General features: G+C 64.6%; 22 protein-coding genes, 1 pseudogene and 1 riboswitch. Of the genes and pseudogenes, 12 read left to right on the top strand and 11 right to left on the bottom strand.

Going from position 1 to position 23,513, the window contains the following annotated elements:
- The first annotated feature begins 73 nt into the window (after positions 1 to 73).
- The 4 genes from iolD to EYB42_RS05190 are packed head-to-tail and all read left to right on the top strand — an operon-like array spanning position 74 to position 4,614.
- On the top strand, positions 74 to 1,936 hold the full coding sequence (iolD, locus tag EYB42_RS05205; protein ID WP_135448812.1) for a 3D-(3,5/4)-trihydroxycyclohexane-1,2-dione acylhydrolase (decyclizing): 1,863 nt from the start codon (positions 74 to 76) through the stop codon (positions 1,934 to 1,936).
- Positions 1,936 to 2,913, top strand: coding sequence for a 5-dehydro-2-deoxygluconokinase (iolC, locus tag EYB42_RS05200; RefSeq protein ID WP_135448811.1), 978 nt, complete (start codon positions 1,936 to 1,938; stop codon positions 2,911 to 2,913). Before iolD ends, iolC begins: the two co-directional genes overlap by 1 nt.
- Before the next feature lie 10 nt (positions 2,914 to 2,923).
- Positions 2,924 to 3,778: a 5-deoxy-glucuronate isomerase gene (locus EYB42_RS05195; protein ID WP_135448810.1), complete on the top strand. Its 855-nt coding sequence runs from the start codon at positions 2,924 to 2,926 to the stop codon at positions 3,776 to 3,778.
- Positions 3,775 to 4,614 (top strand): class II fructose-bisphosphate aldolase, encoded by an 840-nt coding sequence (locus EYB42_RS05190; RefSeq protein ID WP_135448809.1) that lies wholly within the window; start codon positions 3,775 to 3,777, stop codon positions 4,612 to 4,614. The genes EYB42_RS05195 and EYB42_RS05190 overlap by 4 nt, the downstream gene beginning before the upstream one ends.
- Positions 4,615 to 4,620: 6 nt before the next feature.
- Here EYB42_RS05190 and trmB read toward each other — a convergent pair whose 3' ends face one another.
- The 9 genes and pseudogenes from trmB to miaB all read right to left on the bottom strand — a co-directional run bounded on the left by trmB (position 4,621) and on the right by miaB (position 13,574).
- Positions 4,621 to 5,313, bottom strand: a complete 693-nt coding sequence (gene trmB, locus EYB42_RS05185) for a tRNA (guanine(46)-N(7))-methyltransferase TrmB (protein WP_135448808.1) — start codon at positions 5,311 to 5,313, stop codon at positions 4,621 to 4,623.
- A gap of 141 nt (positions 5,314 to 5,454) precedes the next feature.
- Complete coding sequence (gene metK / locus EYB42_RS17285) at positions 5,455 to 6,621, bottom strand: methionine adenosyltransferase (RefSeq protein WP_136645100.1); 1,167 nt, start codon at positions 6,619 to 6,621, stop codon at positions 5,455 to 5,457.
- A 7-nt stretch (positions 6,622 to 6,628) separates the two neighbouring features.
- Positions 6,629 to 6,678, bottom strand: a riboswitch (SAM-SAH riboswitch).
- A 195-nt stretch (positions 6,679 to 6,873) separates the two neighbouring features.
- Positions 6,874 to 8,178: pseudogene (gene lnt, locus EYB42_RS17280) on the bottom strand (apolipoprotein N-acyltransferase); the annotation flags it as partial.
- On the bottom strand, positions 8,179 to 9,066 hold the full coding sequence (locus tag EYB42_RS05175; protein ID WP_135448806.1) for a transporter associated domain-containing protein: 888 nt from the start codon (positions 9,064 to 9,066) through the stop codon (positions 8,179 to 8,181).
- Positions 9,056 to 9,607, bottom strand: coding sequence for an rRNA maturation RNase YbeY (gene ybeY / locus EYB42_RS05170; protein ID WP_135448805.1), 552 nt, complete (start codon positions 9,605 to 9,607; stop codon positions 9,056 to 9,058). The genes EYB42_RS05175 and ybeY overlap by 11 nt, the downstream gene beginning before the upstream one ends.
- A 292-nt stretch (positions 9,608 to 9,899) precedes the next feature.
- Complete coding sequence (locus tag EYB42_RS05165) at positions 9,900 to 10,907, bottom strand: PhoH family protein (RefSeq protein WP_240783984.1); 1,008 nt, start codon at positions 10,905 to 10,907, stop codon at positions 9,900 to 9,902.
- A 191-nt stretch (positions 10,908 to 11,098) separates the two neighbouring features.
- Positions 11,099 to 11,521: a hypothetical protein gene (locus tag EYB42_RS05160; protein ID WP_135448804.1), complete on the bottom strand. Its 423-nt coding sequence runs from the start codon at positions 11,519 to 11,521 to the stop codon at positions 11,099 to 11,101.
- Positions 11,521 to 12,084 (bottom strand): OmpA family protein, encoded by a 564-nt coding sequence (locus EYB42_RS17700; protein ID WP_135448803.1) that lies wholly within the window; start codon positions 12,082 to 12,084, stop codon positions 11,521 to 11,523. Before EYB42_RS17700 ends, EYB42_RS05160 begins: the two co-directional genes overlap by 1 nt.
- Positions 12,085 to 12,254: 170 nt before the next feature.
- Entirely contained in the window at positions 12,255 to 13,574 is a 1,320-nt protein-coding gene (gene miaB / locus EYB42_RS05150; RefSeq protein WP_135448802.1) for a tRNA (N6-isopentenyl adenosine(37)-C2)-methylthiotransferase MiaB, read from the bottom strand.
- Positions 13,575 to 13,694: 120 nt separating this feature from the next.
- On the opposite strand from miaB, the gene EYB42_RS05145 reads away from it, so the two are divergent.
- Positions 13,695 to 14,564, top strand: a complete 870-nt coding sequence (locus EYB42_RS05145; RefSeq protein ID WP_135448801.1) for a hypothetical protein — start codon at positions 13,695 to 13,697, stop codon at positions 14,562 to 14,564.
- A 155-nt stretch (positions 14,565 to 14,719) separates the two neighbouring features.
- Here the strand turns inward: EYB42_RS05145 and irrA are convergent, their stop codons facing one another.
- Positions 14,720 to 15,130 (bottom strand): iron response transcriptional regulator IrrA, encoded by a 411-nt coding sequence (gene irrA / locus EYB42_RS05140; RefSeq protein WP_135448800.1) that lies wholly within the window; start codon positions 15,128 to 15,130, stop codon positions 14,720 to 14,722.
- A 308-nt stretch (positions 15,131 to 15,438) separates the two neighbouring features.
- On the opposite strand from irrA, the gene fabA reads away from it, so the two are divergent.
- From fabA to EYB42_RS05125, 3 genes are all read left to right on the top strand, one after another.
- Positions 15,439 to 15,948: a bifunctional 3-hydroxydecanoyl-ACP dehydratase/trans-2-decenoyl-ACP isomerase gene (fabA, locus tag EYB42_RS05135; protein WP_135448799.1), complete on the top strand. Its 510-nt coding sequence runs from the start codon at positions 15,439 to 15,441 to the stop codon at positions 15,946 to 15,948.
- 142 nt (positions 15,949 to 16,090) lie between these two features.
- Positions 16,091 to 17,320 (top strand): beta-ketoacyl-ACP synthase I, encoded by a 1,230-nt coding sequence (fabB, locus tag EYB42_RS05130; RefSeq protein ID WP_135448798.1) that lies wholly within the window; start codon positions 16,091 to 16,093, stop codon positions 17,318 to 17,320.
- A 6-nt stretch (positions 17,321 to 17,326) separates the two neighbouring features.
- Positions 17,327 to 18,115, top strand: coding sequence for an enoyl-ACP reductase FabI (locus tag EYB42_RS05125; protein WP_135448797.1), 789 nt, complete (start codon positions 17,327 to 17,329; stop codon positions 18,113 to 18,115).
- A gap of 310 nt (positions 18,116 to 18,425) precedes the next feature.
- Here the strand turns inward: EYB42_RS05125 and EYB42_RS05120 are convergent, their stop codons facing one another.
- Positions 18,426 to 18,683, bottom strand: a complete 258-nt coding sequence (locus EYB42_RS05120; RefSeq protein ID WP_167850933.1) for a hypothetical protein — start codon at positions 18,681 to 18,683, stop codon at positions 18,426 to 18,428.
- A 527-nt stretch (positions 18,684 to 19,210) separates the two neighbouring features.
- Between EYB42_RS05120 and EYB42_RS05115 the strand changes: the two genes are divergently transcribed.
- From EYB42_RS05115 to EYB42_RS05100, 4 genes are all read left to right on the top strand, one after another.
- A complete protein-coding gene (locus EYB42_RS05115; protein WP_135448795.1) occupies positions 19,211 to 19,873 on the top strand; it encodes a recombinase family protein in 663 nt (220 codons plus the stop codon).
- Between the two features lie 426 nt (positions 19,874 to 20,299).
- Entirely contained in the window at positions 20,300 to 20,650 is a 351-nt protein-coding gene (locus tag EYB42_RS05110) for a hypothetical protein (RefSeq protein ID WP_135448794.1), read from the top strand.
- 503 nt (positions 20,651 to 21,153) lie between these two features.
- Positions 21,154 to 21,765 (top strand): hypothetical protein, encoded by a 612-nt coding sequence (locus EYB42_RS05105; protein WP_135448793.1) that lies wholly within the window; start codon positions 21,154 to 21,156, stop codon positions 21,763 to 21,765.
- 431 nt (positions 21,766 to 22,196) lie between these two features.
- Positions 22,197 to 23,147, top strand: a complete 951-nt coding sequence (locus EYB42_RS05100) for a hypothetical protein (protein ID WP_135448792.1) — start codon at positions 22,197 to 22,199, stop codon at positions 23,145 to 23,147.
- Positions 23,148 to 23,513 lie beyond the last annotated feature (366 nt).

Below are 23,513 nucleotides of genomic sequence, written 5' to 3'. Positions count from 1 at the left end.
GTATCGTTCCGTTGCACGGCGCGCAAGTCCCGTCATCGGGATTGGTGCCGGATCGGCTGCGGGAGGGCAAGTTATGGGTGACACGATCAGGCTGACGGTAGCCCAGGCCATCGTCCGCTGGCTGATGAACCAGTTCATCGAGATAGACGGGCAGGAGCTCCGCATCTGCGGCGGCGGCTTCGGCATCTTCGGCCACGGCAACGTGCCCTGCCTTGGCGAGGCGCTTTATCCGGTCCACAAGGAGCTGCCCCTTTACCGGGGCCAGAACGAACAGAGCATGGGCTTCGCCGCCGCGGCCTATGCCAAATACCACCTGCGCCGCCGCTTCATGTTCTGCACGGCAAGCGCGGGTCCGGGAACGGCGAACCTGCTGACAGCGGCCGCGCTGGCCCATGCCAACCGGTTGCCGCTGCTGATGCTGTGCGGCGATACCTTTCTGACCCGCCTGCCCGACCCGGTGTTGCAGCAGCTTGAACACTTCGGCAATCCGACCCTTGGCGTGAATGACGCCTTCAGGGCGGTAAGCCGTTACTGGGACCGAATCACCCATCCAGCGCAGGTGCTGCAATCGCTGCCGGCAGCACTTGCCACGATGCTGGACCCCGCTGATTGCGGCCCGGCCTTCCTGGGCCTGCCGCAGGATGTCCAGGGGTGGGCCTACGATTATCCGGTGTCGTTCTTTGCAAGGCGGCTGCATCGGATCCGCCGCCAGTCGCCGGACACTGCCGAGGTGGCGGATGCAGCGGCGCTGCTGCGCGGGGCGCAGAGGCCGGTGATCGTCGCAGGCGGCGGGGTGCAGTATTCCGGCGCAGTGGCAGAACTGACAACCTTCGCCGAGGCACACGCAATTCCGGTGGTGGAAACCATCGCGGGGCGGGCGAATCTTCTGGCGGACCATCCGCTGAACATTGGCCCCATCGGCGTCACCGGATCGGACAGTGCCAATGCAATCGCTGGGGCGGCGGATGTGGTGCTGGCCGTGGGCACGCGGTTGCAGGATTTCACCACGGGGTCCTGGACCGTTTTTGCAAAGGATGCGCGCCTGATCGGCCTGAACGCCGGGCGACATGACGCGGCAAAGCACCTGTCGCAGCCCGTGGTGGGGGACGCAAGGCTGGGGCTCCTCGCGCTGGGTCAGGCGCTGTCAGGCTACCGGGCGCCACCCGGCTGGGTGAAGAAGGCGCAGGATGAGCGCCATGCCTGGGATGCCTATGTGGCCGAGAACGTCCGCCCCGGAAACCGCCCGAACTCCTATGCCCAGGCGATCGGCGTGGTGAACGCGCTTTGCCACCCCCGCGACCGGATCGTGACGGCCGCCGGGGGGCTTCCGGCCGAGGTGACTGCGAACTGGCGCACGCTGGGGATCGGCACGGTGGATGTGGAATTCGGATTTTCCTGCATGGGATATGAAATTGCCGGCGGCTGGGGTGCCAGAATTGCACAAAGCGAACAGGAATCCGACCGCGACACCATCGTGTTCGTCGGCGATGGCAGCTATCTTCTCATGAATTCCGACCTGTATTCCTCGGTCCTGACCGGGAAGAAGCTGATCGTTCTGGTGCTGGACAACGGCGGATTCGCAGTCATCAACAAGCTGCAGAACAACACGGGGCAGGAAAGCTTCAACAACCTGATCAGAGATTGTCCTACGGTCTCGCAACCTTTCGCGGTGGATTTCGAGGCCCACGCCCGCGCCATGGGCGCGGTGGCCGAGACCGTGACCAACCCCGCGGAACTGGCCGAGGCCTTCCAGCGCGCCAAGGCATCAGAGCGCACCCATGTCATCGTGATGCAGGTCGATCCCTACGAAGGCTGGACCACACAAGGCCATGCCTGGTGGGAGATCGGCACGGCCCAGGTGTCCGAAAATGCGGGCGTGCGTGCGAAACACGCCGAGGTCGAGGCCGGGCGCGCAGGACAGCGCCGGGGCATCTGATGGCAGACCTTGCGCGTCTTTCGGGCCGGAATTTCCTGGTGATCGGCCGGGCGGGGATGGACCTCTACGCCGACCCGCCCGGCACCCGCACGGAAGAGGCAACCCGCTTCACCGCCGCCCTTGGCGGGTCTTCGGCCAACATCGCGGCGGCCCTGGTGCGGCAGGGGTGCCGGGCATCGCTGGTGACCTGCGTCTCGGACGATGCGGTGGGGCGGTTCTGCCTGCACCAGCTGGATGCCTACGGGATCGACCGTACCCATGTCCGCAGTGTTGCGGGCGAGGCGCGAAATTCGCTCGCGGTGGTAGAGACACGGCTAGAGGACTGCCAGTCGGTCATCTACCGCAACAATGCCGCCGACTTCGCCATGACTGTTTCTGATATCGAGCGTCCCGATTACGCCCGATACGCGGCCCTGATCACCACCGGCACCGTGCTGGCGGCCGAGCCCTCGCGGGCGGCAGCCTTCCGTGCCTTTGAACTTGCCCGCGCGGCAGGGCTGCCACTGATCTTCGATGTGGACTACCGGCCCTATTCCTGGCCCTCTGCCGCCATGGCGGCCGAGGTCTATTCCCGCGCCGGCGCCTTGTGCGACGTGATCGTCGGCAATGACGTGGAATTCGGCTTCATGGCAGGAGACGCCGAAAAGGGCCTCGACAAGGCCCGCAGCCTGATCGCAAGCGGCGCGCAGATCGTCGTCTACAAGCGCGGCGAGAAGGGCGCGGTCACCGTCACCCGCGACGGCGAGTTCGCCACCGGCATCTTTCCGACACAGGCGCTGAAGCCCACCGGCGCCGGGGACAGTTTCCTTGGCGCCTTCGTTGCAGCCCTGGCAGAAGGGCGCCCGGTCGGCGAGGCCGTCCTGCGCGGCTCGGCCGCCGCAGCTATGGTGGTGGCCCGCGTCGGTTGCGCCCCCGCCATGCCGACCCGGACCGAGCTTGACGCCTTTCTTGCCACCCATCCCGGCCCGACCTTGTGAAAGGACCGCCATGCACATCGCCCCCTTCGACAACGCCAACCACCCCATCGTCGATGTGAACGACCCGCAGGTGCCGCTGGTCTATTTCAACCGCATCCGGCTGCGTACCGGCGAAACCTTCGACTATCGCGTCGCGGGCTACGAAACCTGCGTTGTCCCGGCGACCGGAACGGTGACGGTCGAAACGGCGGGCCAGACCTTCGCCGGCATCGGCAACCGGGGCGCCGACGTCTGGGATGGCGAGCCGGAGGGGGTCTATGTCCCGACCGACACCGGCGCGCGGGTGACCGCGCTGACCGATACCGAAACCTTCATCGCCGGGGCGCAGTTTTTCGAAACGTTGCAACCTTTCGCCGTACGCGCAGCCGATCTGGACGTGGTGCAATACGGGTCGGACGACACCAAGACGCACCGCAAGATCAAGCACATCCTCGGCACGAAATACCACGACCGGGTGGGGCGGCTTCTGGTCAGCGAGCTGTTCACCGTCGGCGCGGGCGGCTGGTCCGGCTTTCCCAGCCACAAGCACGACACCGACCGCCGCGATGCGGACGGCAGGCTGATCGAGACCCGGCACGACGAATGCTACAACTTCCGCTTCCGGCCGGACTACGGCTCGGGGCTCCAGATGCTGCAGCGGGTGGATAACGAACCGGGCGACGCGTACCATATCGTCGATGGCTCGACGGTCAAGATCGACCGGGGCTATCATCCCTGCTGCGTGCTGCCGGGATACGAGATGTATTATTTCACCATCCTCGGCGGCCTTTCGCAGCGCAGCCTGAAGCAGTTCTTCCAGCCGACACACGCCGCACAGCTGCAGACGATCCCGGGGATCATGGACATGGTGGCCAAGTTCAAATGACCCGCGCAACACTGGCCGATGTGCTGGGTCCGGCCCTGGCGAAGGGCCATGCCGTGCCGGGCTTCGTCTGCCTGGGTTGGGAGGATGCGCGGGCCTATGCCCTGGCGGCAGAGGCCGAACGCGCGCCGGTGATCCTTCAGGCCGGCCCCGGAGCCAGGGCCCACATGCCGGTCGCGGTCTGGGGCGCGATGTTCCGGGCACTGGCCGAGAGCGTCTCGGTCCCGGTTGTGGCACATCTGGACCATGGCGGAAGCCTTGACGAGTGCCGCGCGGGCCTTCTGGCCGGGTTCACCTCGGTCATGTTCGACGGCTCGCGCCTGCCGCTGGACCAGAACATGCGCCTGACCGCCGAGGTCGTGCGCATGGCCCATGCGGCCGGGGCGTCGTGCGAGGGCGAGATCGGCTTTGTCGGCTATGCCGAAGGCGCGGCCTCGGACGGAACCGACCCGGCCGAAGCCGCCCGCTTTGCCAGCGCAACCGGGGTGGATGCCATGGCGATCTCGGTCGGGAACGTGCATCTGCAACGGCAGGCGGGGCCGGGGCTGGACCTTGCGCGGATCAGGGCGATCGAGGCGGTTACCGATGTGCCGCTGGTGATCCATGGCGGCTCCGGGGTGCCGTGGGACCAGCGCCAGACGCTTGCGGCCAGCTCGCGCATTGCCAAGTTCAACATCGGCACCGAGCTGCGCCAGGTTTTTGGCCATGCGCTGCGCGCCGCGCTGGACCGCGACCCTTCCCGCTTTGACCGGATCGAGATCCTGCGGGACACCGAAGCCCCCCTGGTCGAGGCCGCCCGGGCAATCCTGCGCAACCTGGGCGCCTCGGGCCGGGCCTGAGCCGGTTCACCCGTGGCGGCGGAAAGTCAGATAGTGCGGCGCGCGCCCCTCGCGAAGCGCCTTCTGCTCATAGCGGGTGGAAATCCAGTCGTCCCAGGCCCCGCCGGGCCCGGCCTCTGCCACAAGATCGAACCCGGCAGGCGGCACCTCCTCCAGCGTCTGGCGGACATAGTCGGGGATGTCGGTTGCAACCCGGAACTCGGCGCCCGGGGCGCAGGCGCGGGCCAGAGGCAAGAGGTAGCCCGGCGTGACGAAGCGCCGGCGGTGGTGGCGCGCCTTGGGCCAGGGGTCAGGGTAGTTCAGAAACACCTTTGACAGGCAGCCGTCCGGCAGCACGTCGAACAGATCGCGCACGTCGCCGGGATGGATCGCAACATTGTCCAGCCTGCCGTCGCGCAGCTTGCCCAGAAGCATGGCGATGCCGTTCACGAATGGCTCGCAGCCAATCAGGAAGACGCCGGGGTTGCGGGCGGCCATGTGTACCAGATGCTCGCCGCCGCCAAAACCCACCTCAAGCCACAACGGCCGACCGCCGGTGAAGGCCAGGTCAAGCTTGGCGCGACCGGGATTTTCCTGCCGCGTCACACCTTTCAGCGACCACGCGGCAAGGCCGGTTTCCAGATCGGCCTTTTGCTGCGCCCGCAGCGTCTTGCCACGGGTGCGGCCATAGAAATTGCGGTATTCGCCCGCGTCGGTCATCGGAAAGGCCCCGAAAGTGATCCGGGGCCTTCAAGCAGAGCCGACGCCAAGGGTCAAGGCAGAGCCGCCTTGTTCGACGTCATCTTCCCGTCATGGCCACCCGGAACAAGCGCGTGGCGGCGACGACTGATCGGCTCTCGGCTATACCGCCTTCTTCAGCGCCTCGACCAGATCGGTCCTTTCCCAGCTGAACCCGCCGTCGGCATCGGGCGCGCGGCCAAAATGGCCGTAGGCTGCCGTGCGCTGGTAGATGGGCTTGTTTAGATCCAGATGCGTGCGGATTCCGCGCGGGGTCAGATCCATGACCTTTGCCACCGCTGCCTCGATCACCGCCTCGGGCACCACGCCGGTGCCATGGGTATCGACGTAGATCGACAGGGGTTTGGCCACGCCGATGGCATAGCTGAGCTGCAGGGTGCAACGTTCGGCCAGGCCCGCCGCCACCACGTTCTTCGCCAGATAGCGCGCGGCATAGGCGGCCGAGCGGTCCACCTTGGTCGGATCCTTGCCGCTGAACGCGCCGCCGCCATGCGGGGCCGCCCCGCCATAGGTATCGACGATGATCTTGCGGCCCGTCAGCCCCGCATCCCCGTCCGGCCCGCCGATCACGAAGGTTCCCGTGGGGTTCACGTGCCATTCGGTCTTCTTCGTGATCCAGCCCTCGGGCAGAACCTCGCGGATGTAGGGCTCGACGATCCTGCGGATCACCTTCGAGGTCTGGCGCTTCGACACATGCTGGGTGGACAGCACGATCGAGGTCACCTCGACCGGCTTGCCGCCAGCGTAGCGCAGCGTCAGCTGGCTTTTGGCATCGGGCCCCAGCGTAGGTTCCGCGCCCGATTTGCGGGCCTCGGCCAGCCGGCGCAGGATCGCGTGGGCATACTGGATCGGCGCCGGCATGAACTCGGGCGTCTCAAGCGTGGCGTAGCCGAACATGATGCCCTGGTCGCCCGCGCCATCGCGGTCCACCCCCTGCGCGATGTGGGCGGACTGCTCATGTATGTAGTTGTGAACCTTGATCTTTTCCCAGTGGAATTTCTTCTGTTCATAGCCGATGTCGCGCACGCATTCGCGCACGATGCCGTCGATGCGGCCCATCATGGCATGGGTCGCCTCTTTCGACGACAGCCCCACCTCGCCGCCTACGACCACCCGGTTCGTCGTGGCGAAGGTCTCGCAGGCGACGCGGGCGTTCGGCTCTTCCCTGAGAAAGGCGTCAAGAACCGCATCCGAGATGCGATCGCAGACCTTGTCGGGGTGACCCTCCGAGACGGACTCGGAAGTGAAGACGTAATCAAGGCGGCTCATGGGGAAGTGCTCCGTTGGATGAATCCCCGCCACGCCAGGAAGCCGTTGTGGCGGTTCAAGTTGCATCTGACTAGACGGCAGCCGAATGGGCGTCAATGGGCGCGGAAAGGCCAGCGGGACGAGGCCCACCAGCAACAGGAAGAAGGGCAGATCCCCCCAACGGGCGTAGGGCGTGGGCGGCAAGGCACCCGGGATGCGTGCATCCAGCTTGCCAAGGGTGCCGAAGGGCAGGGCCTCGACGACGCGTCCCCGAGCGTCCACCACCGCCGTCACCCCGGTATTGGCCACCCGCAGCAGCGGCAACCCCTGTTCCACCGCACGCAGCCGGGCCTGGTCAAAATGCTGGAACGGGCCGGTCCGGATGCCGAACCAGGCATCGTTCGTGGCCTGCAGCATCCAGTCGGCCCGCTCTGGCGCGGTGGCGACGAAGCGTGGGAAGATCGCCTCGTAGCAGATCAGCGGCAGCACCTTGCCAAAGCGGCCAAGATCCAGCACCCGTGGACCCGGCCCCGCGGAATAGTAATTGCCCACCTGCGCGGCAAAGGCTGTCAGCCCGAACCAGTCATAGGCCAGATCACCCAGCGGCATGTATTCGCCGAAGGGCACCAGATGCGCCTTGTCGTAACGCGCGATCTCTGCCCCTTCGTCCTGCAGCACACGCAGGCTGTTGTAGAACCGCCCCTCGCCCTCGCGCTGGATGCCGACAACGACCGGGCGACCACCCGAGGCCGCAGTGACCATCTCGGCCACCACCGGCGCATATTCCAGCATGAACGGCACTGCCGTTTCCGGCCAGAGCGTCAGGTCGGCAGCACCGCCCTGCGCCGTCAGGTCCAGAAGCCGGTCGAGGTGCATGTCGGCCAGAGCCTGATCCCACTTCAGCGATTGTTCGGCATTCGGCTGGACCAGGCGCACCACCCCCTCGCGCGGCTCGGGCAGGGGCTGGCCCAGCCGCCAGAGCCCGAAGCCGAAGGCAGCCGCCAGGATCACTCCCGACCCGGCAGCCCCGCGCCAGCGCCACGCTACCGGAAGCGCGGCTGCCAGCAGCATCATCAGGCTGAGGCCCGAAGGGCCGAGTAACGCAGCCACCTGATCGGCCGGCGTGCCGATGAAGCTGTGGCCCAGCATCGCCCATGGAAAGCCGGTCAGGATCACGCCGCGATGCCATTCAAGCGTGGCGAAGGCAGCGACGAAGCCCACGGCCGGTACACGGGTCATGACTGCAAGCGCCGCCGAGGCGCCCCAGAACAGGCCCAGCCCCACCGACAGGAACAGCACCGCGAAGGGCGCCATCCAGCCGTGGGTGGCCACGTCGATCAGGAAGGGTTCCACGATCCAGGACAGCGCCAGCGCGAACTGACCGGTGCCTGCAGCAAGCCCCAGCCGGAACGCCGCCCAGACCCGCCTTTCCTGTGCAATCAACCAGATCACCCCGGCCAGTGTCGCCACGGTCAGCGGCCAAAGGCCCCATGGTGCCTGCCCCAGCGCGCCTAACGCGCCCAGCACAAAGGCCAGCACCAGCCGGCGCCCGTGGGACCAGGTCGAGAGGACGATCATTCAGGCAGCGCCCGCCTGCTTGGCCTGGGGTAGCCGAAGGCGCAGCCGCTTGATCCGTCGGGGATCGGCATCGACCACCTCGAACTGCACGCCCGATTCGTGTTCGACCACCTCGCCGCGCGCGGGCACCCTGCCGATGCGCACATACACCAGCCCACCCAGGGTATCGATCTCCTCATCCTCCTCGCCGGTGCGCAAAGGCAGGCCGATGGCGGCCTCGATCTCCTCCAGCGGGGCGGTGGACTGGGCAAGAAACACGCCGGGCTTTTCCTCTTTCCACAAGGCGCCTTCCTCTTCGTCGTGTTCGTCCTCGATCTCGCCTATAACGGTCTCGATCAGATCCTCGATCGTTACCAGCCCATCGACTCCACCGTATTCGTCGATGACCAGCGCCATGTGCACACGCTCCTTCTGCATCTTCTGCAGCAGCACACCCGTCGGCATCGAGGGCGGGGCGTAAAGGATCGGACGCAGCAGCCGCTTCAGACTGAACCGGCCCGAGGCGCCAAAGCCATGCTGCAAGGCGAAATCCTTCAAGAGCACCAGCCCCTGCGGATGGTCGAGCGTGCCCTTGTAGACGGGCACGCGGGAAAAGCCGTGCTCGCGAAAGACCTCAACCAGTTCTTCCTTGCCGATGTCCAGCGGGACCGCCACGATCTCGGCCTTGGGCACGGCCACGTCGTCCACCCGCATCCGCCGCAGGACATGCAGGCCCTGCGGTGCAGGTGCGGTGCCGGATGCACCGTCATCGGCAGGTGTTTCGGAAGCGGGGCTGAATGCGGAAAGCAGCCTGCCGAAAAAGCCCCGCTGGCTGCGGTCGGAGGCGGGTTCGTCGGTCTCGCTCTGCGCACCCTGCGCTGCACCAGACCCGTCGGTGCTACTGCCCATCGGTCCTTTGTCCAGAAAGCGCCAATCCCTGGTCGCCCACATAATATGGGTCAGGAACCCCGAGGCTGGCAAGTATCCGCACCTCAAGCGCCTCCATCAGATCGGCATCTTCAGGCTCGACGTGATCGTAGCCCAGTAGATGCAGCACACCATGCACGATCAGATGCGTCACATGATCAACCATGGGCTTGCCCTGCTCCTCGGCCTCACGCGCACAGGTTTCCCAGGCAATCGCAATGTCACCCAGGCTTTCGGGGTCATCGGCCGGTCCGGGGTACGGCAGATCCGGCGCCTCGCCGACAACCTCGGCCGCGCGTTCGTCGGATGGCCAGCTGAGCACATTGGTCGGCTGCGGCTTGCCGCGGAAATCGGCGTTCAGGACTGCGATCCGCGCATCGTCGCATCCCAACAGGCTGATCTGGAACCCTTCGGCCGGCAGTCCGAGATCGGCCAGAACCGCCCCCGCTGCACGTTCCGCCAGCTCGGCAAGGCCAAGCCCGTTCCAGCGCGCGTCCTCGATCAGTGTCTCGACCAGATCCATCCCTGCCCCCTAGCGCGGCATCTGGATCGCTGCAAATGAAATCGCGCGCGCGAAGGGGCGCAATCCTTTCATCTCGCCTCTGGCTGTTCCGGCCCAGCGGCTCGTGTGGCGGGGGTTTCACACCCCCGCACCCCCGTGGGATATTTGTGCAGAGAGGAAGGGGGGCTTCCTCTCTGGGAAAACATCCCGGGGAGCGCGAGGGGCAGCGCCCCTTTGCCACCGAGGAGGAGCACCGAGGCGCGACGACGAGAGAGGGGTTCTGAGCGCCGGCGCACCGCCGTGAAACCACCACTCACCCGGCGCTTTCGTCGGTTTCGTAGGCCTCGATGATCCTGGCGACCAGCGGGTGGCGAACCACGTCCTTCGCGGTGAAGTAGTTGAAGCTGACGCCCTTCACCCCCTTCAGGATGCGTTCTGCCTCGGCCAGGCCCGAAGGCATACCGCGCGGCAGGTCGATCTGGGTGCGATCGCCGGTGATGACCATCCGGCTGCCTTCGCCCAGGCGGGTCAGGAACATCTTCATCTGCATGCCGGTGGCGTTCTGCGCCTCATCCAGCACGACGAAGGCGTTCGAGAGCGTCCGGCCGCGCATGAAGGCCAGGGGCGCGATCTCGATCCGCTTTTCCTGCATCAGCTTTTCCACCTGCTTGGCCGGCAGGAAGTCGTTCAGCGCGTCATAAAGCGGCTGCATGTAGGGATCGACCTTCTCCTTCATGTCGCCGGGCAGGAAGCCGAGCCGTTCGCCCGCCTCGACCGCGGGGCGGGACAGGATGATCTTCTCCACAGCGCCCGAGATGAACATCGTCACGCCCACCGCCACCGCCAGATAGGTCTTGCCGGTTCCCGCCGGGCCGATGCCGAAGCCCAGCTCGTTCTGGAAGAGGTTGGCCACATAGGCCTTCTGCGCCTCGGTCCGGGGTTCGATCGGCTTCTTGCGTGTCCGCAGCTCCATGCCGGTGGTGAACAGCTCGCCCTGCTCCGCGCCGGTCAGCGCCTCGCCCACAGGGCGGCCCATCCGCATTGCGCCGTCGATATCCCCTGCGGCCACCCCGCGCCCCGCTTCGAGGCGGGCATAAAGCGACCGAAGCACTGCTGCGGCCTGCTCTCTGGCGCCCTTTTCGCCGATCACCGCCAGGCGGTTGCCGCGTCGCAGGATGTGCACCCCCATCTGGTGTTCGATCTGCGCGAGGTTGCGGTCGAATTCGCCGCAGAGATCGATCAGCAAGCGGTTGTCGGGAAATTCGAGGACGGTCTCGACGATATCCTCGGCGGACGGGGGGGTCAGCGCGCTGATGCCCAAAGGGGTCTCCTTGTTGCAGGGCCACAGGGAAAGTGTGCAGCCGGACACGGCATCTGGCAAGCGAAACCCGATGCCGACACAAAGTGTTGTAGGAAATCATGCCGAATTGATGACAGTCGGCGCATGAAAGCCCAAGGAGAAGGCCCCGCCAGGGGCGGGGCCTGCCGTGGAAGGGCCAGAACCCGGTCGTCTCAGGGCCTGGAATGGCTCGCGGCCGTGCCCGGGACCCGGTCGCGGATGCCGGCGTCGCGCGTCTCGTAGACGCCGATCACCGTGCCCGGCGGATACTTGCCGTCGCAGACCGGCAGCCCGGTCTTCGGGTCGAAGCGGGGCGAGGAATAGCCCTCGAGCCCGTCGTCGATGATCCAGACCTGGCAGCCGTCGGGATCATAGGCGATCGCGGCTTCGCCATCGACCAGCTTCGAATCGTCACGGCCGTAATCCTGCGCGGTGGCGATCACCGAGTCCGGTCCCGAATAGGGTCTCGTGCCCTGGATCCCCTCGAACAGCCCGCCGCAGCCGGACAGCAAAGTGCCCAGCGCCAGCATCAGTCCCGCCCGCGCCAGGGGGGCGGTCCGTGCGAAGTCCCGTTTTCCTGCAAGCGTCATGATCATCAGCCCTTCTTGCAGAAGACTTCGACACGGCGGTTCTTCGCCATGCCCTTGGCCGTCGCGTTCGAGGCCGCCGGGCGCGTCTCGCCATAGCCCGTCACGCTGTCCACCACCGCACCGACCGACTGCGCCACCGCCGCCACCGCCGCGGCGCGGGCCTCGGACAGGCCCTGGTTGTAGGCGTCGGAGCCGCGGCTGTCGGTGTGGCCCGCGATCGTGTAGGAAAAGGCCGGGGTCTGGCGGAAGAAGGTCTCCAGCTTCTGCCGGCCGGCGGCGGTCAGCGTGGAACTGGCGGTGGCGAAATAGGTATCGACGCTTTCGGTCAGGCAGCTGACCTGCTTCAGGCAGACGGGCTTGCCCGTCTTGGGATCGCGCCGGGGCACCATGTAGCCTTCGGTTCCGCCATCGGCCCACCAGTGCTGGCAGCCGTCCGGGTCAACCCACAGACCCCATTCGATCCGGCCCGAGACCGCCCCCTCCTGCGCGGTCGCCATCGGCGCCGCCAGCAGGCACATGCCCGCCAGCATCACCGGAAGCGCCCGGCAAAGCCTGCCACTCCGATCCATAACTTCCCCCACTCCTCGTTACTGACCCCTTCGGGTCGTCTATCCGATGCGCGCATGGCAGCCGACAGCGATTCTCTTACGGCAGGATCCGTCCGCTTGAGAACCGGAATCTGTTGCGCCCATGGAAAAGACCTTGCGACCTGTTCCACGCGCGCACCAGTCGGATTTCTTCAAGCGATCCGGGAAATCAGATCCGCCGCCAAGGAGTTGGGCGCCGAAACCGAAACCCGCGCCCGCACCATGTCGCCGATCCGGCCCTCGGGGTCGCTGACATGCACCGCATGCAGATGATCGGACTTTCCCACCATCTGCCCGGGCTTGCGGCCGGGCTTTTCATACAGCACCGCGACCTCGCGTCCCACCATCGCCTGCTGAACGGTACGCTGTTGTGCGGTAATCAGCGCCTGCAGCTCCTGCAGGCGCGCATCCGCCACCTCGGCCGGGACCGGGGTCTTTTCCGCAGCAGGAGTGCCTGGCCGGGCGGAATACTTGAAGCTGAAGGCCGCGCCAAAGCCCACTGCCCGGATCAGATCCAGCGTGGCCCGGAAGTCGGCGTCCGTTTCACCGGGGAAACCCACGATGAAGTCGGAACTCAGCAGGATGTCCGGCCGCGCGGCGCGGATGCGTTCGACCAGCCGCAGATAGGCTTCGGCCGTGTGCTTGCGGTTCATCGCCTTCAGGATCCGGTCGCTGCCTGACTGCACCGGCAGATGCAGATAGGGCATCAGCTGCGGCAGGTCGCCATGAGCCGCGATCAGGTCGTCGTGCATGTCGTTCGGGTGGCTGGTGGTGTAGCGTAGCCGATCCAGACCCTCGATCCGGGCCATCTCGCGCAGCAGTCGGCCAAGACCCCACGCCCCCCCCGGCCCCTCGCCGTGATAGGCGTTGACGTTCTGGCCCAGCAACGTGATCTCGCGCACGCCCTGTGCGACCAGCTTGCGCGCCTCGTCCAGAAGGCGCGCGACCGGCCGGCTGACCTCGGCCCCGCGGGTGTAGGGGACGACGCAGAAGGCGCAGAACTTGTCGCAGCCTTCCTGCACGGTCAGGAAGGCCGTTGGGCCACGCAGCGCACGGCGTTCGGGCAGATGGGCGAACTTGTCCTCGACCGGAAATTCGGTGTCCACCACCCGGCCCCGGGCCTCGACCATGGCAGGCAGGCGGTGATATGCCTGCGGACCGACGACCAGATCGACCATGGGGGCACGGCGCAGGATCTCTTCGCCCTCTGCCTGGGCGACACAGCCGGCGACGCCGATCTTCATCTCCGGTTTGTCTGCCTTCAGCGCGCGCAGGCGGCCAAGGTCGGAATACAGCTTCTCGGACGCCTTTTCGCGGATGTGGCAGGTGTTCAGCAGGACCAAGTCTGCCTCCTCCACCACATCGGTCGTGACATAGCCCTGCGCAGCCAGGGCTTCCGCCATGCGCTCGCTGTCATAGACGTTCATCTGGCAGCCGTAGGTCTTGACGAAAAGCTTCTTCACGTCGGTCATGGGCGGGTCTCCGGGAACCTGCGGCTTCTACCCCGAAACCGCCCTGCCCCGCAACCGACCACCCTTGCATCCCTGCCAAGGATAGCCGAGTCTGCCGTCCGCCCCCGGACCCTGACCCAGATGCGCTATCCAACGCTTGCCGCCCTGCTTGATTCCAAGGCCTCCCAGATGGCGAAAGGCCCCCTGTCGATCGTCATGGCCGAGGACGAGGTCGAAATCGCCAGCACCATTGCCCACCAGCTGAAATGCGGTTTCCGCAACGTCATTCTTCTGGCGCCCGAGGGCATCGGGTTGCCGCCTGATCACGACGAGCGCATCCATATCGTTACGCACGACGTCTTTGCCGAGGCCGCCCTGCCCAATGCCGTGAACGCGATGATGGACCGCGTGGCCGGCGCCTGGGTCCATTACTGCTACAACACGGAATATCTGTTCTTCCCCTTCTGCGAAACGCGCCGCATCGGCGAGATGCTGGCCTTCCATGCCGAGGAACGGCGCGAGGCGATGCTGACCTATGTCATCGATCTTTATGCCGGCGATCTGACTGCTCAGCCGGATGCGGTCTCGCTTGGGGATGCGTGGCTGGACAAGTCGGGCTACTATGCGCTTGCACGGAAGGATCCGGCGCGGAACTGGCAGCCGAAGGAACGCCAGATGGATTTCTTTGGCGGCCTGCGCTGGCGGTTCGAGGAACATGTCCCCCGGACCCGGCGCAGGATCGACCGCATCTCGCTGTTCCGGGCAAGGGCCGGTCTGCGCCTTTCGCCAGACTTCACCCTGAACGATGAGGAAATGAACACCTATTCCTGCCCCTGGCACCACAACCTGACAGCGGCAGTCTGTTCCTTCCGCGCGGCCAAGGCTCTGCGCGCGAACCCCGGCTCGCGCGATGCGATCCAGACGTTCCGCTGGCGCAACTCGGTGCCGTTCGAGTGGCACAGCCAGCAGCTCATGGACCTTGGCCTGATGGAACCCGGCCAGTGGTTCTGACCTCTCAATCGCGACGCAGCGTCATCCTGGCATCACGGAAACGTGACAGGTGGCGCAGGGCAACGACTTATGCCATATGTGATAGAAGGTGGCCGTGCCATCTGGTGGCAGTCAACGGTGCGGGCGGGTAAACTCCGCCCTTTTCTCGTTGCGGGTCAGGCCTTGCGCAGGCGGATCACGACATCGACCCGCGCCACTTCCATTCCTTCCGGCACCTTGGGAAGAGCGGCAATCTCCAGCTCTTCCGCCGGGGCGTCCGTCAGCATGTTGCTGTCTTCCCAATAGAAATGCGGATGGTCGTCGGTGCGGGTGTCGAAATAGCTTTTCGCCCCATCGACCACGACCTCGTTGATCAGCCCGGCATCGCAGAAGGCACGAAGCGTGTTGTACACGGTGGCAAGACTTACCTTCTCACCCGATTGGCGGGACAAGGCATACAGGCTTTCGGCAGTGACATGCCGGTTCTCGCCATCACCGATCAGCAGTTCGGCCAAGGCAAGCCGCTGGCGCGTGGGGCGCAGCCCCCCCGCCTTCAGCCAATCTGCCAGATGGTCCGTGCTGTTCACGCGACTGTCCTGCGGATGTTACATGTCACTGCATATAGGGCGGCGGCCCCCGGAACTTCAACGGAAATCCGCGGCCCCTGCGGTCACAAGGCTGCAAACACGCAGAAAACGGTTTGCATGATTGCGCCCCGCAGCAGTGCGAAACGGCAGTCCCGGCGGCATCCATCCCCCGGGGCCCGGGCCGCCTTCGGCTGAGGAGGAAGCCGGGGCTGCGACATTTCCACCCCTTCCGGCGCATGGGCGCCAGACTTGCCACCCTTCCGCACCGGATGCTAGGGAGGGGGAACTGACCCGGGGGACCACAAGGTATGGCGTCGTATCCGACCTACTTCGACAAGGAAGCACTTCTGGCCTGTTCGCGGGGTGAGCTATTCGGCCCCGGCAACGCCCAGCTTCCCGCCCCGCCGATGCTGATGATGGACCGGATCACCGACATCTCGGAGGACGGGGGCCTGCACGGCAAGGGCCATGTCGTGGCCGAATTCGACATCACCCCGGACCTGTGGTTCTTCGAATGCCATTTCCCCGGCAACCCGATCATGCCGGGTTGCCTTGGGCTTGATGCGCTATGGCAACTGACGGGCTTCAACCTGGGATGGCGGGGCTGGCAGGGGCGCGGCTATGCGCTGGGGGTGGGTGAGGTCAAGCTGACCGGCATGGTGCGCCCCGACCGCAAGCGGCTAACCTATCATGTCGATTTCACCAAGGCATTGCAGACCCGTCGGCTGACCATGGGCGTGGCCGACGGGCGCGTAGAAGCTGATGGGGAAACGATTTACCTCGTCAAGGACATGAAGGTCGCACTCAGCGAGGCGTGACGGTCGCCCGAAGCAACCTGCTGCCTTGCCGAACAGCACCGCGCAGCTGCCCGCAAGTGCGGATGGGCGGATCCGGCCGCAACCTCCTTGCCCCCCTCCTCCCTCTCCCGTAAACAGGCGGAAGCTTACCAAGGGAGGCCAAATGCGCCGCGTCGTCATCACCGGGATCGGGATCGTCTCTTCAATCGGCAATTCCGCTGCCGAGGTCGAGGCCAGCCTGCGCGCCGGCAGGTCCGGCATCGTCTTTGCCCCCGACTATGCCGAACACGGCTTCCGCTGCCGGGTCCATGGCGCGCCGAACATCGTGCTGGAAGAACACATCGACAAGCGCGACCTGCGCTTCATGGGGGACGGCGCGGCCTACACCTTCATCGCCATGCAGCAGGCGGTGCAGGATTCGGGTCTGTCGCCCCAGGACATCTCGAACGAACGCACGGGCATCATCGTCGGCTCGGGCGGCCCTTCGACCAAATCCTTCTTCAAGGCACACAACATCGTCCGCGAATCCGGCAGCCCGAAGCGGATCGGCCCCTTCGGCGTGACCAAGGGCATGTCCTCGACCGTGTCGGCCTGCCTTGCGACGCCGTTCAAGATCAAGGGCGTGAACTATTCGATCACCTCGGCCTGCTCGACCAGCGCCCACTGCATCGGCAACGGAACGGAACTGATCCAGATGGGCAAGCAGGACATCGTCTTTGCCGGCGGCGGCGAGGAACTGGACTGGACGCTCTCCTGCCTGTTCGACGCGATGGGGGCGATGTCGTCGAAATACAACGACACGCCGGAACGCGCCTCGCGCACCTATGATGCCAACCGCGACGGCTTTGTCATCGCCGGCGGCGGCGGCATCGTCGTTCTGGAGGAACTGGAGCACGCCTTGGCCCGCGGCGCGAAGATCTATGGCGAAGTCACCGGCTATGGCGCCACATCGGATGGGCACGACATGGTCGCCCCCTCGGGCGAGGGGGGCGAGCGGGCCATGCGACTGGCGCTGTCCACGCTGCCCGAAGGTCGCAGGATCGACTACATCAACAGCCATGGCACCTCGACCCCCGTCGGCGACGTTATCGAGGTCGAAGCGATCCGCCGCGTCTTCGGCCGGGGAAAGACGCCGCCCATCGCCTCGACCAAATCCCTGACAGGTCACTGCCTGGGTGGAGCTGGCGTGTGGGAGGCGATCTTCTCGCTGATCATGATGAACGGGAATTTCATCGCCGCCTCAGCCAATGTCGAAACGCTGGACCCCGACCTGGACGAGGGCGAGATCGTGACCACGATGCGCGACAATGTAGAGATCGATTCCGTCCTGTCGAACAGCTTCGGTTTTGGCGGCACCAACGCCACCCTCGTCATGTCGAAATATCTGGGGTAACGCATCATGGCAGACCTCATGAAGGGCAAGCGCGGGCTTGTCATGGGCGTGGCGAACGACCGGTCGATCGCCTGGGGCATAGCCTCGGCAATGCATGCGGAAGGCGCGGAACTGGCTTTCAGCTATCAGGGCGAAGCATTTGGCAAGCGAGTGCAGCCGTTGGCGGCCTCGGTGGGGTCGGATCTTCTTCTGGATGTCGACGTGACGAACGAGGCCAGCCTTGACGCCTGCTTCGCCGAACTTGGGCGCCGCTGGGGAAGCCTGGATTTCGTCATCCACGCCATCGCCTATTCCGACAAGACGGAACTGACGGGTCGCTTCATCAATACGACCAAGGGCAACTTCCTGAACTCGCTGAACATTTCGTGCTTTTCGTTCATTGACATTGCCCGCCGGGCCGAACCGCTGATGCCGAACGGCGGTAGCCTGGTGACGCTGACCTTCCAGGGATCGAACCGCGTTTCGCCGAACTACAACGTGATGGGCGTGGCCAAGGCCGCACTGGAATCGGCCACCCGTTACCTGGCCAACGATCTGGGGCCGCAGAAGATTCGCGTCAATGCGATCTCTCCCGGGCCAATGAAGACGCTGGCGGGATCGGCGATCGGCGGCGCCCGGGCGACCTTCCGGCATACCGAGGAAAACGCCCCCCTGCGCGCCAATGCGACGCTGGAGGCGATCGGCGGCACGGCGGTCTGGCTTTGTTCCGACTACGGCGCCTGCACGACGGGCGAGATCGTCCATGTCGATGGCGGCTATCACGCGCTGGGCTTCCCGCAGGCGGAAAACCTCTGACAGCGCCGTTCCTCGTTCGGCGTCGTTACCTTGTCATCAAACCGCCGCGCCCAGGCGTGCCGCCACTTATAAGTCGCCTGGGCGATGGCTGGTCCGTCTCCAGATCCAGAGTCGACAGATCCAGAATGGGTCGCGCCAGTCTTCGGGGGAAGGGTCTGGAGCGGGCGGCGGTCTCCGGGCTTGGAAATCGAACCCTAGAGCCATTGGCCTTTTCTGTTATTTCTCAATAGCTTCCTGAGTGCTTTGCTTCCGGCTGGATAGTGTCGCGTGTGCCTGAGGTGTAGGGAAAGTGTGCCGTCGAGGCAAGCGGTCAATCCGTGCGACCTGCAATGGACTCGCTAATCTCTGACAGGATGCCCAAGACGAGGCCGCAGAACAGGAGGGCATAGCCTTGGCTCAGGGACAGCTTGCTTTGAGCGACGGCTTTCTGGGGAGAGTCGATGCGGAAGGCCTCTGCCAGAACGGAGTCGGTCCCACCCCATCCGATTGCATAGCCCAGGGCGATGGACATGAGTGCTACTACGGTTGCAATCCACGCGGCAATTCGCCCCGCCTTGGTGAAGAACATTAGGGCCTACATTCAATGCCTTGGGAGGTTGAACCACACGGCTCACTGATTGTCAGGGGGTCACTATGGTTTACCACGCATTTTCGTCAGAGAGAGATACACTATGTAGACCGCGCAGACCCCCCGGTAGGGCCACAGGTTTCACCTTCCATCCACCTGCGGAATATTCCTTTAAGTTAAATAAAACAATGGGTTGACAGGTTTTCATGCGGGACTCATGAAGGGGCACCGGGGGAACACCCTCGGTCCACCTAAAGGAGCCTACACATCACCATCAGCTTCACCGCTTCCCGTTCCTTCCTGTCCATCCGCCTTGGTCGATGGGAGGTCTTCGCTCAACGCGAGACCGCACCGGCTGCCCGCTATGGCATCACCCGCGACCCGATCAGCGGAGGCACCCTTGATCTGCCGGGGGTGTCCGTCTCTTGGGCCTCACAAAGCTAGTGTTGCAATCACAAGGAACGTTGACATTTGCAACGGCCTGACTCACAAGGGCGAAACACACCTCGGAACCAGTGAGTCAGGCCATGCAACAGTTCATCCTCTACCGCCGCGTCTCGACCAAGGAGCAAGGGGAGTCAGGCCTTGGGCTTGCTGCCCAGCAACGTGACCTTGACCTCTTCCTGACCACCTATGCAGAGGTGCCCTTTGAGGTCATCGGGGAGTTCACCGACATTCTCTCGGGGACCGATGATGCCAGACCCGAGTTGACCAAGGCTCTAGACCTCTGCCGGAAGACCGGGGCCACCCTCCTTGTCGCCAAGCTGGACCGCCTGTCCCGCAAGCTGTCCTTCATCGCCACCTTGATGGAAGACCCGAAGGTGACCTTCAGGGTGGCCTCGATCCCCATGGCCTCCAAGATTGAGTTGCACCTCTACGCCATGTTGGCAGAGCAAGAGCGGGACTTCATCTCCCTCAGGACCAAGGCAGCACTGGCAGAGGCCAAGGCGCGTGGGGTCAAGCTGGGGGGCCTTCGCCCCAAGACCGAGGCACGGAACGAGGCTATTCAGGCTGGGGCCGATGCCAGCGCTCAGAAGGTGGCTGCCCTGTTACTGCCCCTGAAGGCTGCCGGGAAGTCCCTGAGGGAGATTGCAGGGGCGCTGAACGCCTCAGGGGTCACCACGCCACGGGGCGGGCAGTGGTCGGCTTCGCAGGTCATGAGGACGCTGGAGAGGCTGAAAGCGGGCTGAAACCGGGGTAAGCAATATCAATGACTTATGGGCGCGGGCAATTAACCCACACCTTAGCCCTGAGATGGATTGAGGTATACTGAAGCTGGACCACGACAGTGAGTGAGCTTCAGGATGGTCATGAGGTGCCTAGCCTCAGGATGACCATGAGCATGGGATGAGAGGGTATGACTCCTCCTCCTCCTCCTCCAGACACACTCGACCATCTGCCCCTGATGATGATGATGATGATGACCACATCTCATCTCCTCCACCGATGAACCCACACCTTTGATGCAAATCACCCGTCCTTCTCAGACAGGGCCTGAAGTTATCAGTTAGTCCACCCTCGGTCACACCTCCAACCCACCTTCACGCACACCCTCGGGGACACCTCCTCGGGGGTGTTTTTTTCTGTGCGTCACACATCCAAGGAACCTTCTCACCATGACCACCCGCCAGACCCTCTCCCTCTCAAACATCAAGACCGCCACCGCCTTCGCTCGCCGCGACAAGGACAAGACCCGCCGCGAGTTGCAGTTCATGGGCACCCTCAGACGCACCCTTGCGGTTTACCTCCCCGAGTTGCTTCGAGGATGCCCCGTAGAGTCCACAGGAAGGGCCGCACAGTGGCGCACCGTGAGAGTCCGCCCGGAGATCATCGCGGCCATTGAGGCCCTCCAGGAACGCTATGCGGCCCAGCACGACGGCAAACGGGAAGTGTCCACCTCAGAGGTCCTCGCGGCTGCCCTGATCGAGGCTTTGCCCATCCTCACCAGCCGGGGGTTCCGTGGATGATGATGAACGACGCTCCACCCTCCAAGCACTACGGGCGGAACTCCAACACCGCCGCCGCCATGACCGAGACCCTCAACTCCCTCTTTGGGTCAGCCCATCAAGGGTGGACCCCAGAGCAACGGAAGGATGCCGCTTGGCGTCTTGTCTGCCTGCACCAGTCCACCCCCGAGATGCATGGTCCAATTTTCACGATAGCCAGTCTGGCCAGTGTAGGAGGGGTCACGCCTCAGACCATCTCCGTCATGCGGAGGCGCAAGAAGGCCCTTGAGGCTGCCGGTCGTAAGCCCTCAGGCACATGGTCGCGGGACATCAATGATCGCGCCACGTCGCTGCCACAGCGGGTCACCGGGGAACCCCTCAAGGAAGCCCTCAGAGATGCCCTCACAGGGCTGGTCTAACGGCAGTTACACTTACCTTAGGCCCCACATCTACGCACCCCCACGGGCCTCCCAGCGCCTCTGCTGGCACCCCGTCACCCCTCCCATCACCGAAGGAACATCATTATGGATACCGTCCAACCCACAACCATGCCCGCAAAACCCCCGAAGCCCACCCTCAGTGAACGGAAGCTCCTCTCCCGTGCAGTCTCTCGGGCTGAAAGCGGAACGAATGTCATCATCTTCGTCTCGGCCTACAATGTCTCCCCGTCAGGTCCCGGCGCTTGCGGTCATGGTGCTGTGGTCCACCATGTCGTCGATGGTGAAGTGGTCTCCAAGCACAGCCTATCTCATGGCAGCACCCGGTCCACGGAGGAGCGTGAAGCCCTCATCGCCTTGGCAGGAGCCTTTCGCCTCATCAAACGCATGGTCTCCCTGCACACTGAGAGGGTCACCGTCTTCTCCGACACCCAACGCCTTGTCTCAGGGATGGGGCTGGCCAGTGAATACTGGCCGGGGCTGGACTGGCATGACTCACGGGGGAACCCAGTTCGCCACCGCCGCCTCTATCAGGATGTGAGAGCGATGGCAGACGCCTTCGATGACTTCCGCATCTTCAATGCTCATGGTCGGGCAAGCATCCTCGGGGCCTGTGAGGCTGACGACTTGGCCTATTCGATGGCCTCGCGGATGCTCTCAGCCACCCTCGACCACCTCCCACCGGCAGTGAGGGCTTGACCATGGCCCCCCGGCGATCACCCTATGAGAGGCGCGTTCACTCCTCCACAATGTCCCCCGAACTGGACCGCTGGCCCACCGCACGGTTCACCCCTGATCTGGTCCCCCAAGGCACCACCGAAGCCACCTTCACGGGACCCATATCGGGCATCCCGAGGGGACTGGTCACACCCGGCCAAGGGGTCCCCGTCACGGTCACCATCTCGGATGGGGCTGTGGTTATCATCGAAGGCCGGTCTCACCCCTCCCTGCATTGGATAGAGGTGGGGACGTTTGTCTACTCCGAGACCCGGCACATCGGGGCGCTAAATGAACTCCGCGTCACGGTCCACCATAACACCGGCAAGGTCGGCGTTCGGGTGGTCATGCAGACCTGCTGACCCGCCCGCTCCCCTTCATCACGAACCCACCAAACAAGGAACACACCCATCATGGGCGAATACAACTCTTACACCGGCACCTACACCGACGACCACGGCGCAGAGGTCACCATGACCAGCGCAGGCACCACCGCCACCAGTGCGCCGACCTCAGAGACCTTTCAGGCTGACACCGGCTTCGAGGTTCAAGGGGACATCATGTCCACCGCCAAGTCCCCAACAGGGTCCGCAGTGGTGGGCCGAGAGGTGCGCCCCTCGGACACCATCCAAGCCCACGGACACCGCATGACCGTAGCTATGGCCATTCAGCTTGGCTTCCTCTCGCAGGATGCAGGGGGTGGCTTCTCCCCCACCGCGACAGGACAGGCAGGGGCAGCCCCCAAGGAAGGCCCCAAGGGTGTGCTGGAATTGGCATCCGGGGGCACCGCAGAGGAGGCCCTTGAGAGTGGCTTCACGACTTCCCCGGAGACCGAGGAGGCCCTGTCCACCATCATCCAAAGCACCAGCGCCGATACCCGTATTGCCGCACTCGACTCCCTCCTCCGCAACGGGGGTGAAGTTGATGCAAAGATCGTGAACCGGCTGGCAATGCAGGCAGGGGTCCCCGATGATCTGATGGCGGAAGCCGTGGAGACCGCACGGGACGGAGTGGCGGGGGCAGTGCTGCAACGCCTGGCACCTCTCGGGGTCTATGACCCGGACGCCTTCTCCAACTTCCTCTACAGCGACCCGAAGATGCATCAGCGATTTGTGGAGAGCACCCGCGACCTGATGATGAGCAACTCGACAAAGGGCTTTGAGGGCTTGGCGGAAGAGTTCGCAATGTCAGCCGACAAGGTAGACCCGGTATCCGTGGAGGATGCCCTCCATGAGGCAGGCATCAAGTTCAGCCGGATGGGTGGAGGGGGCGTCCTTCTCGACCTCACGGCACAGGGCCTCGGCCAGATGACCTTCAAGCAGGCGGTCAGCCTTGGCTACATCAAGTTGAGCCGCAACGCCTGAGGTCGTGAGCAGCAACTTGCGACGCACCGGGGAGGGGAAGCCCTCCTCCTCGGTTACCCACCTTGGGTGCCTCAGGCTGGGGCTTCTGGGCTTCCTTCCACTTGGCGTGAAGGCCGCGCACCGTGCGGACCTTGGGGTGCAGATGGCGGAAGTTGACGAACCATGCGGGGTCATGGGCTGCCCACATGGCGGCGGCGCGGTCCATACGGTCGCTCGTATCAAGTTGATACAAGCAGAGCTGTTGATTTCCACCCAGAACTGAGCCGGGTTTTCCATCGAGAAGTGAGCCACCTCTGATTATGGATTTCGGCTCAGGCTGGGGTCAAGGCATGGCTGTCTTCCTTCTTTTTGCGGGTCGCTGCGGCT

The sequence above is a fragment of the Tabrizicola caldifontis genome, assembly GCF_004762095.1.
In the GTDB taxonomy this organism is placed as follows: Bacteria; Pseudomonadota; Alphaproteobacteria; order Rhodobacterales; family Rhodobacteraceae; genus Tabrizicola; species Tabrizicola caldifontis.
The sequence above is the reverse complement of the archived record's forward strand: the minus strand, read 5'-3'. Positions and strand labels throughout refer to the sequence as shown.

Coding starts and splice junctions, on each gene's coding strand:
- EYB42_RS05195 (WP_135448810.1), top strand. CDS start 2,924: ATGCACATCGCCCCCTTCGACAACGCCAACCACCCCATCGTCGATGTG.
- miaB (WP_135448802.1), bottom strand. CDS start 13,574: ATGACCGACGTGAAGAAGCTTTTCGTCAAGACCTACGGCTGCCAGATG.
- ybeY (WP_135448805.1), bottom strand. CDS start 9,607: ATGGATCTGGTCGAGACACTGATCGAGGACGCGCGCTGGAACGGGCTT.
- fabA (WP_135448799.1), top strand. CDS start 15,439: ATGGCGTCGTATCCGACCTACTTCGACAAGGAAGCACTTCTGGCCTGT.
- EYB42_RS05105 (WP_135448793.1), top strand. CDS start 21,154: ATGGATACCGTCCAACCCACAACCATGCCCGCAAAACCCCCGAAGCCC.
- iolC (WP_135448811.1), top strand. CDS start 1,936: ATGGCAGACCTTGCGCGTCTTTCGGGCCGGAATTTCCTGGTGATCGGC.
- EYB42_RS05190 (WP_135448809.1), top strand. CDS start 3,775: ATGACCCGCGCAACACTGGCCGATGTGCTGGGTCCGGCCCTGGCGAAG.
- fabB (WP_135448798.1), top strand. CDS start 16,091: ATGCGCCGCGTCGTCATCACCGGGATCGGGATCGTCTCTTCAATCGGC.
- iolD (WP_135448812.1), top strand. CDS start 74: ATGGGTGACACGATCAGGCTGACGGTAGCCCAGGCCATCGTCCGCTGG.
- EYB42_RS05120 (WP_167850933.1), bottom strand. CDS start 18,683: ATGTTCTTCACCAAGGCGGGGCGAATTGCCGCGTGGATTGCAACCGTA.
- trmB (WP_135448808.1), bottom strand. CDS start 5,313: ATGACCGACGCGGGCGAATACCGCAATTTCTATGGCCGCACCCGTGGC.
- EYB42_RS05110 (WP_135448794.1), top strand. CDS start 20,300: ATGACCACCCGCCAGACCCTCTCCCTCTCAAACATCAAGACCGCCACC.
- metK (WP_136645100.1), bottom strand. CDS start 6,621: ATGAGCCGCCTTGATTACGTCTTCACTTCCGAGTCCGTCTCGGAGGGT.
- EYB42_RS17700 (WP_135448803.1), bottom strand. CDS start 12,084: ATGGATCGGAGTGGCAGGCTTTGCCGGGCGCTTCCGGTGATGCTGGCG.
- EYB42_RS05175 (WP_135448806.1), bottom strand. CDS start 9,066: ATGGGCAGTAGCACCGACGGGTCTGGTGCAGCGCAGGGTGCGCAGAGC.
- EYB42_RS05100 (WP_135448792.1), top strand. CDS start 22,197: ATGGGCGAATACAACTCTTACACCGGCACCTACACCGACGACCACGGC.
- EYB42_RS05145 (WP_135448801.1), top strand. CDS start 13,695: ATGCGCTATCCAACGCTTGCCGCCCTGCTTGATTCCAAGGCCTCCCAG.
- EYB42_RS05160 (WP_135448804.1), bottom strand. CDS start 11,521: ATGATCATGACGCTTGCAGGAAAACGGGACTTCGCACGGACCGCCCCC.
- EYB42_RS05125 (WP_135448797.1), top strand. CDS start 17,327: ATGGCAGACCTCATGAAGGGCAAGCGCGGGCTTGTCATGGGCGTGGCG.
- EYB42_RS05115 (WP_135448795.1), top strand. CDS start 19,211: ATGCAACAGTTCATCCTCTACCGCCGCGTCTCGACCAAGGAGCAAGGG.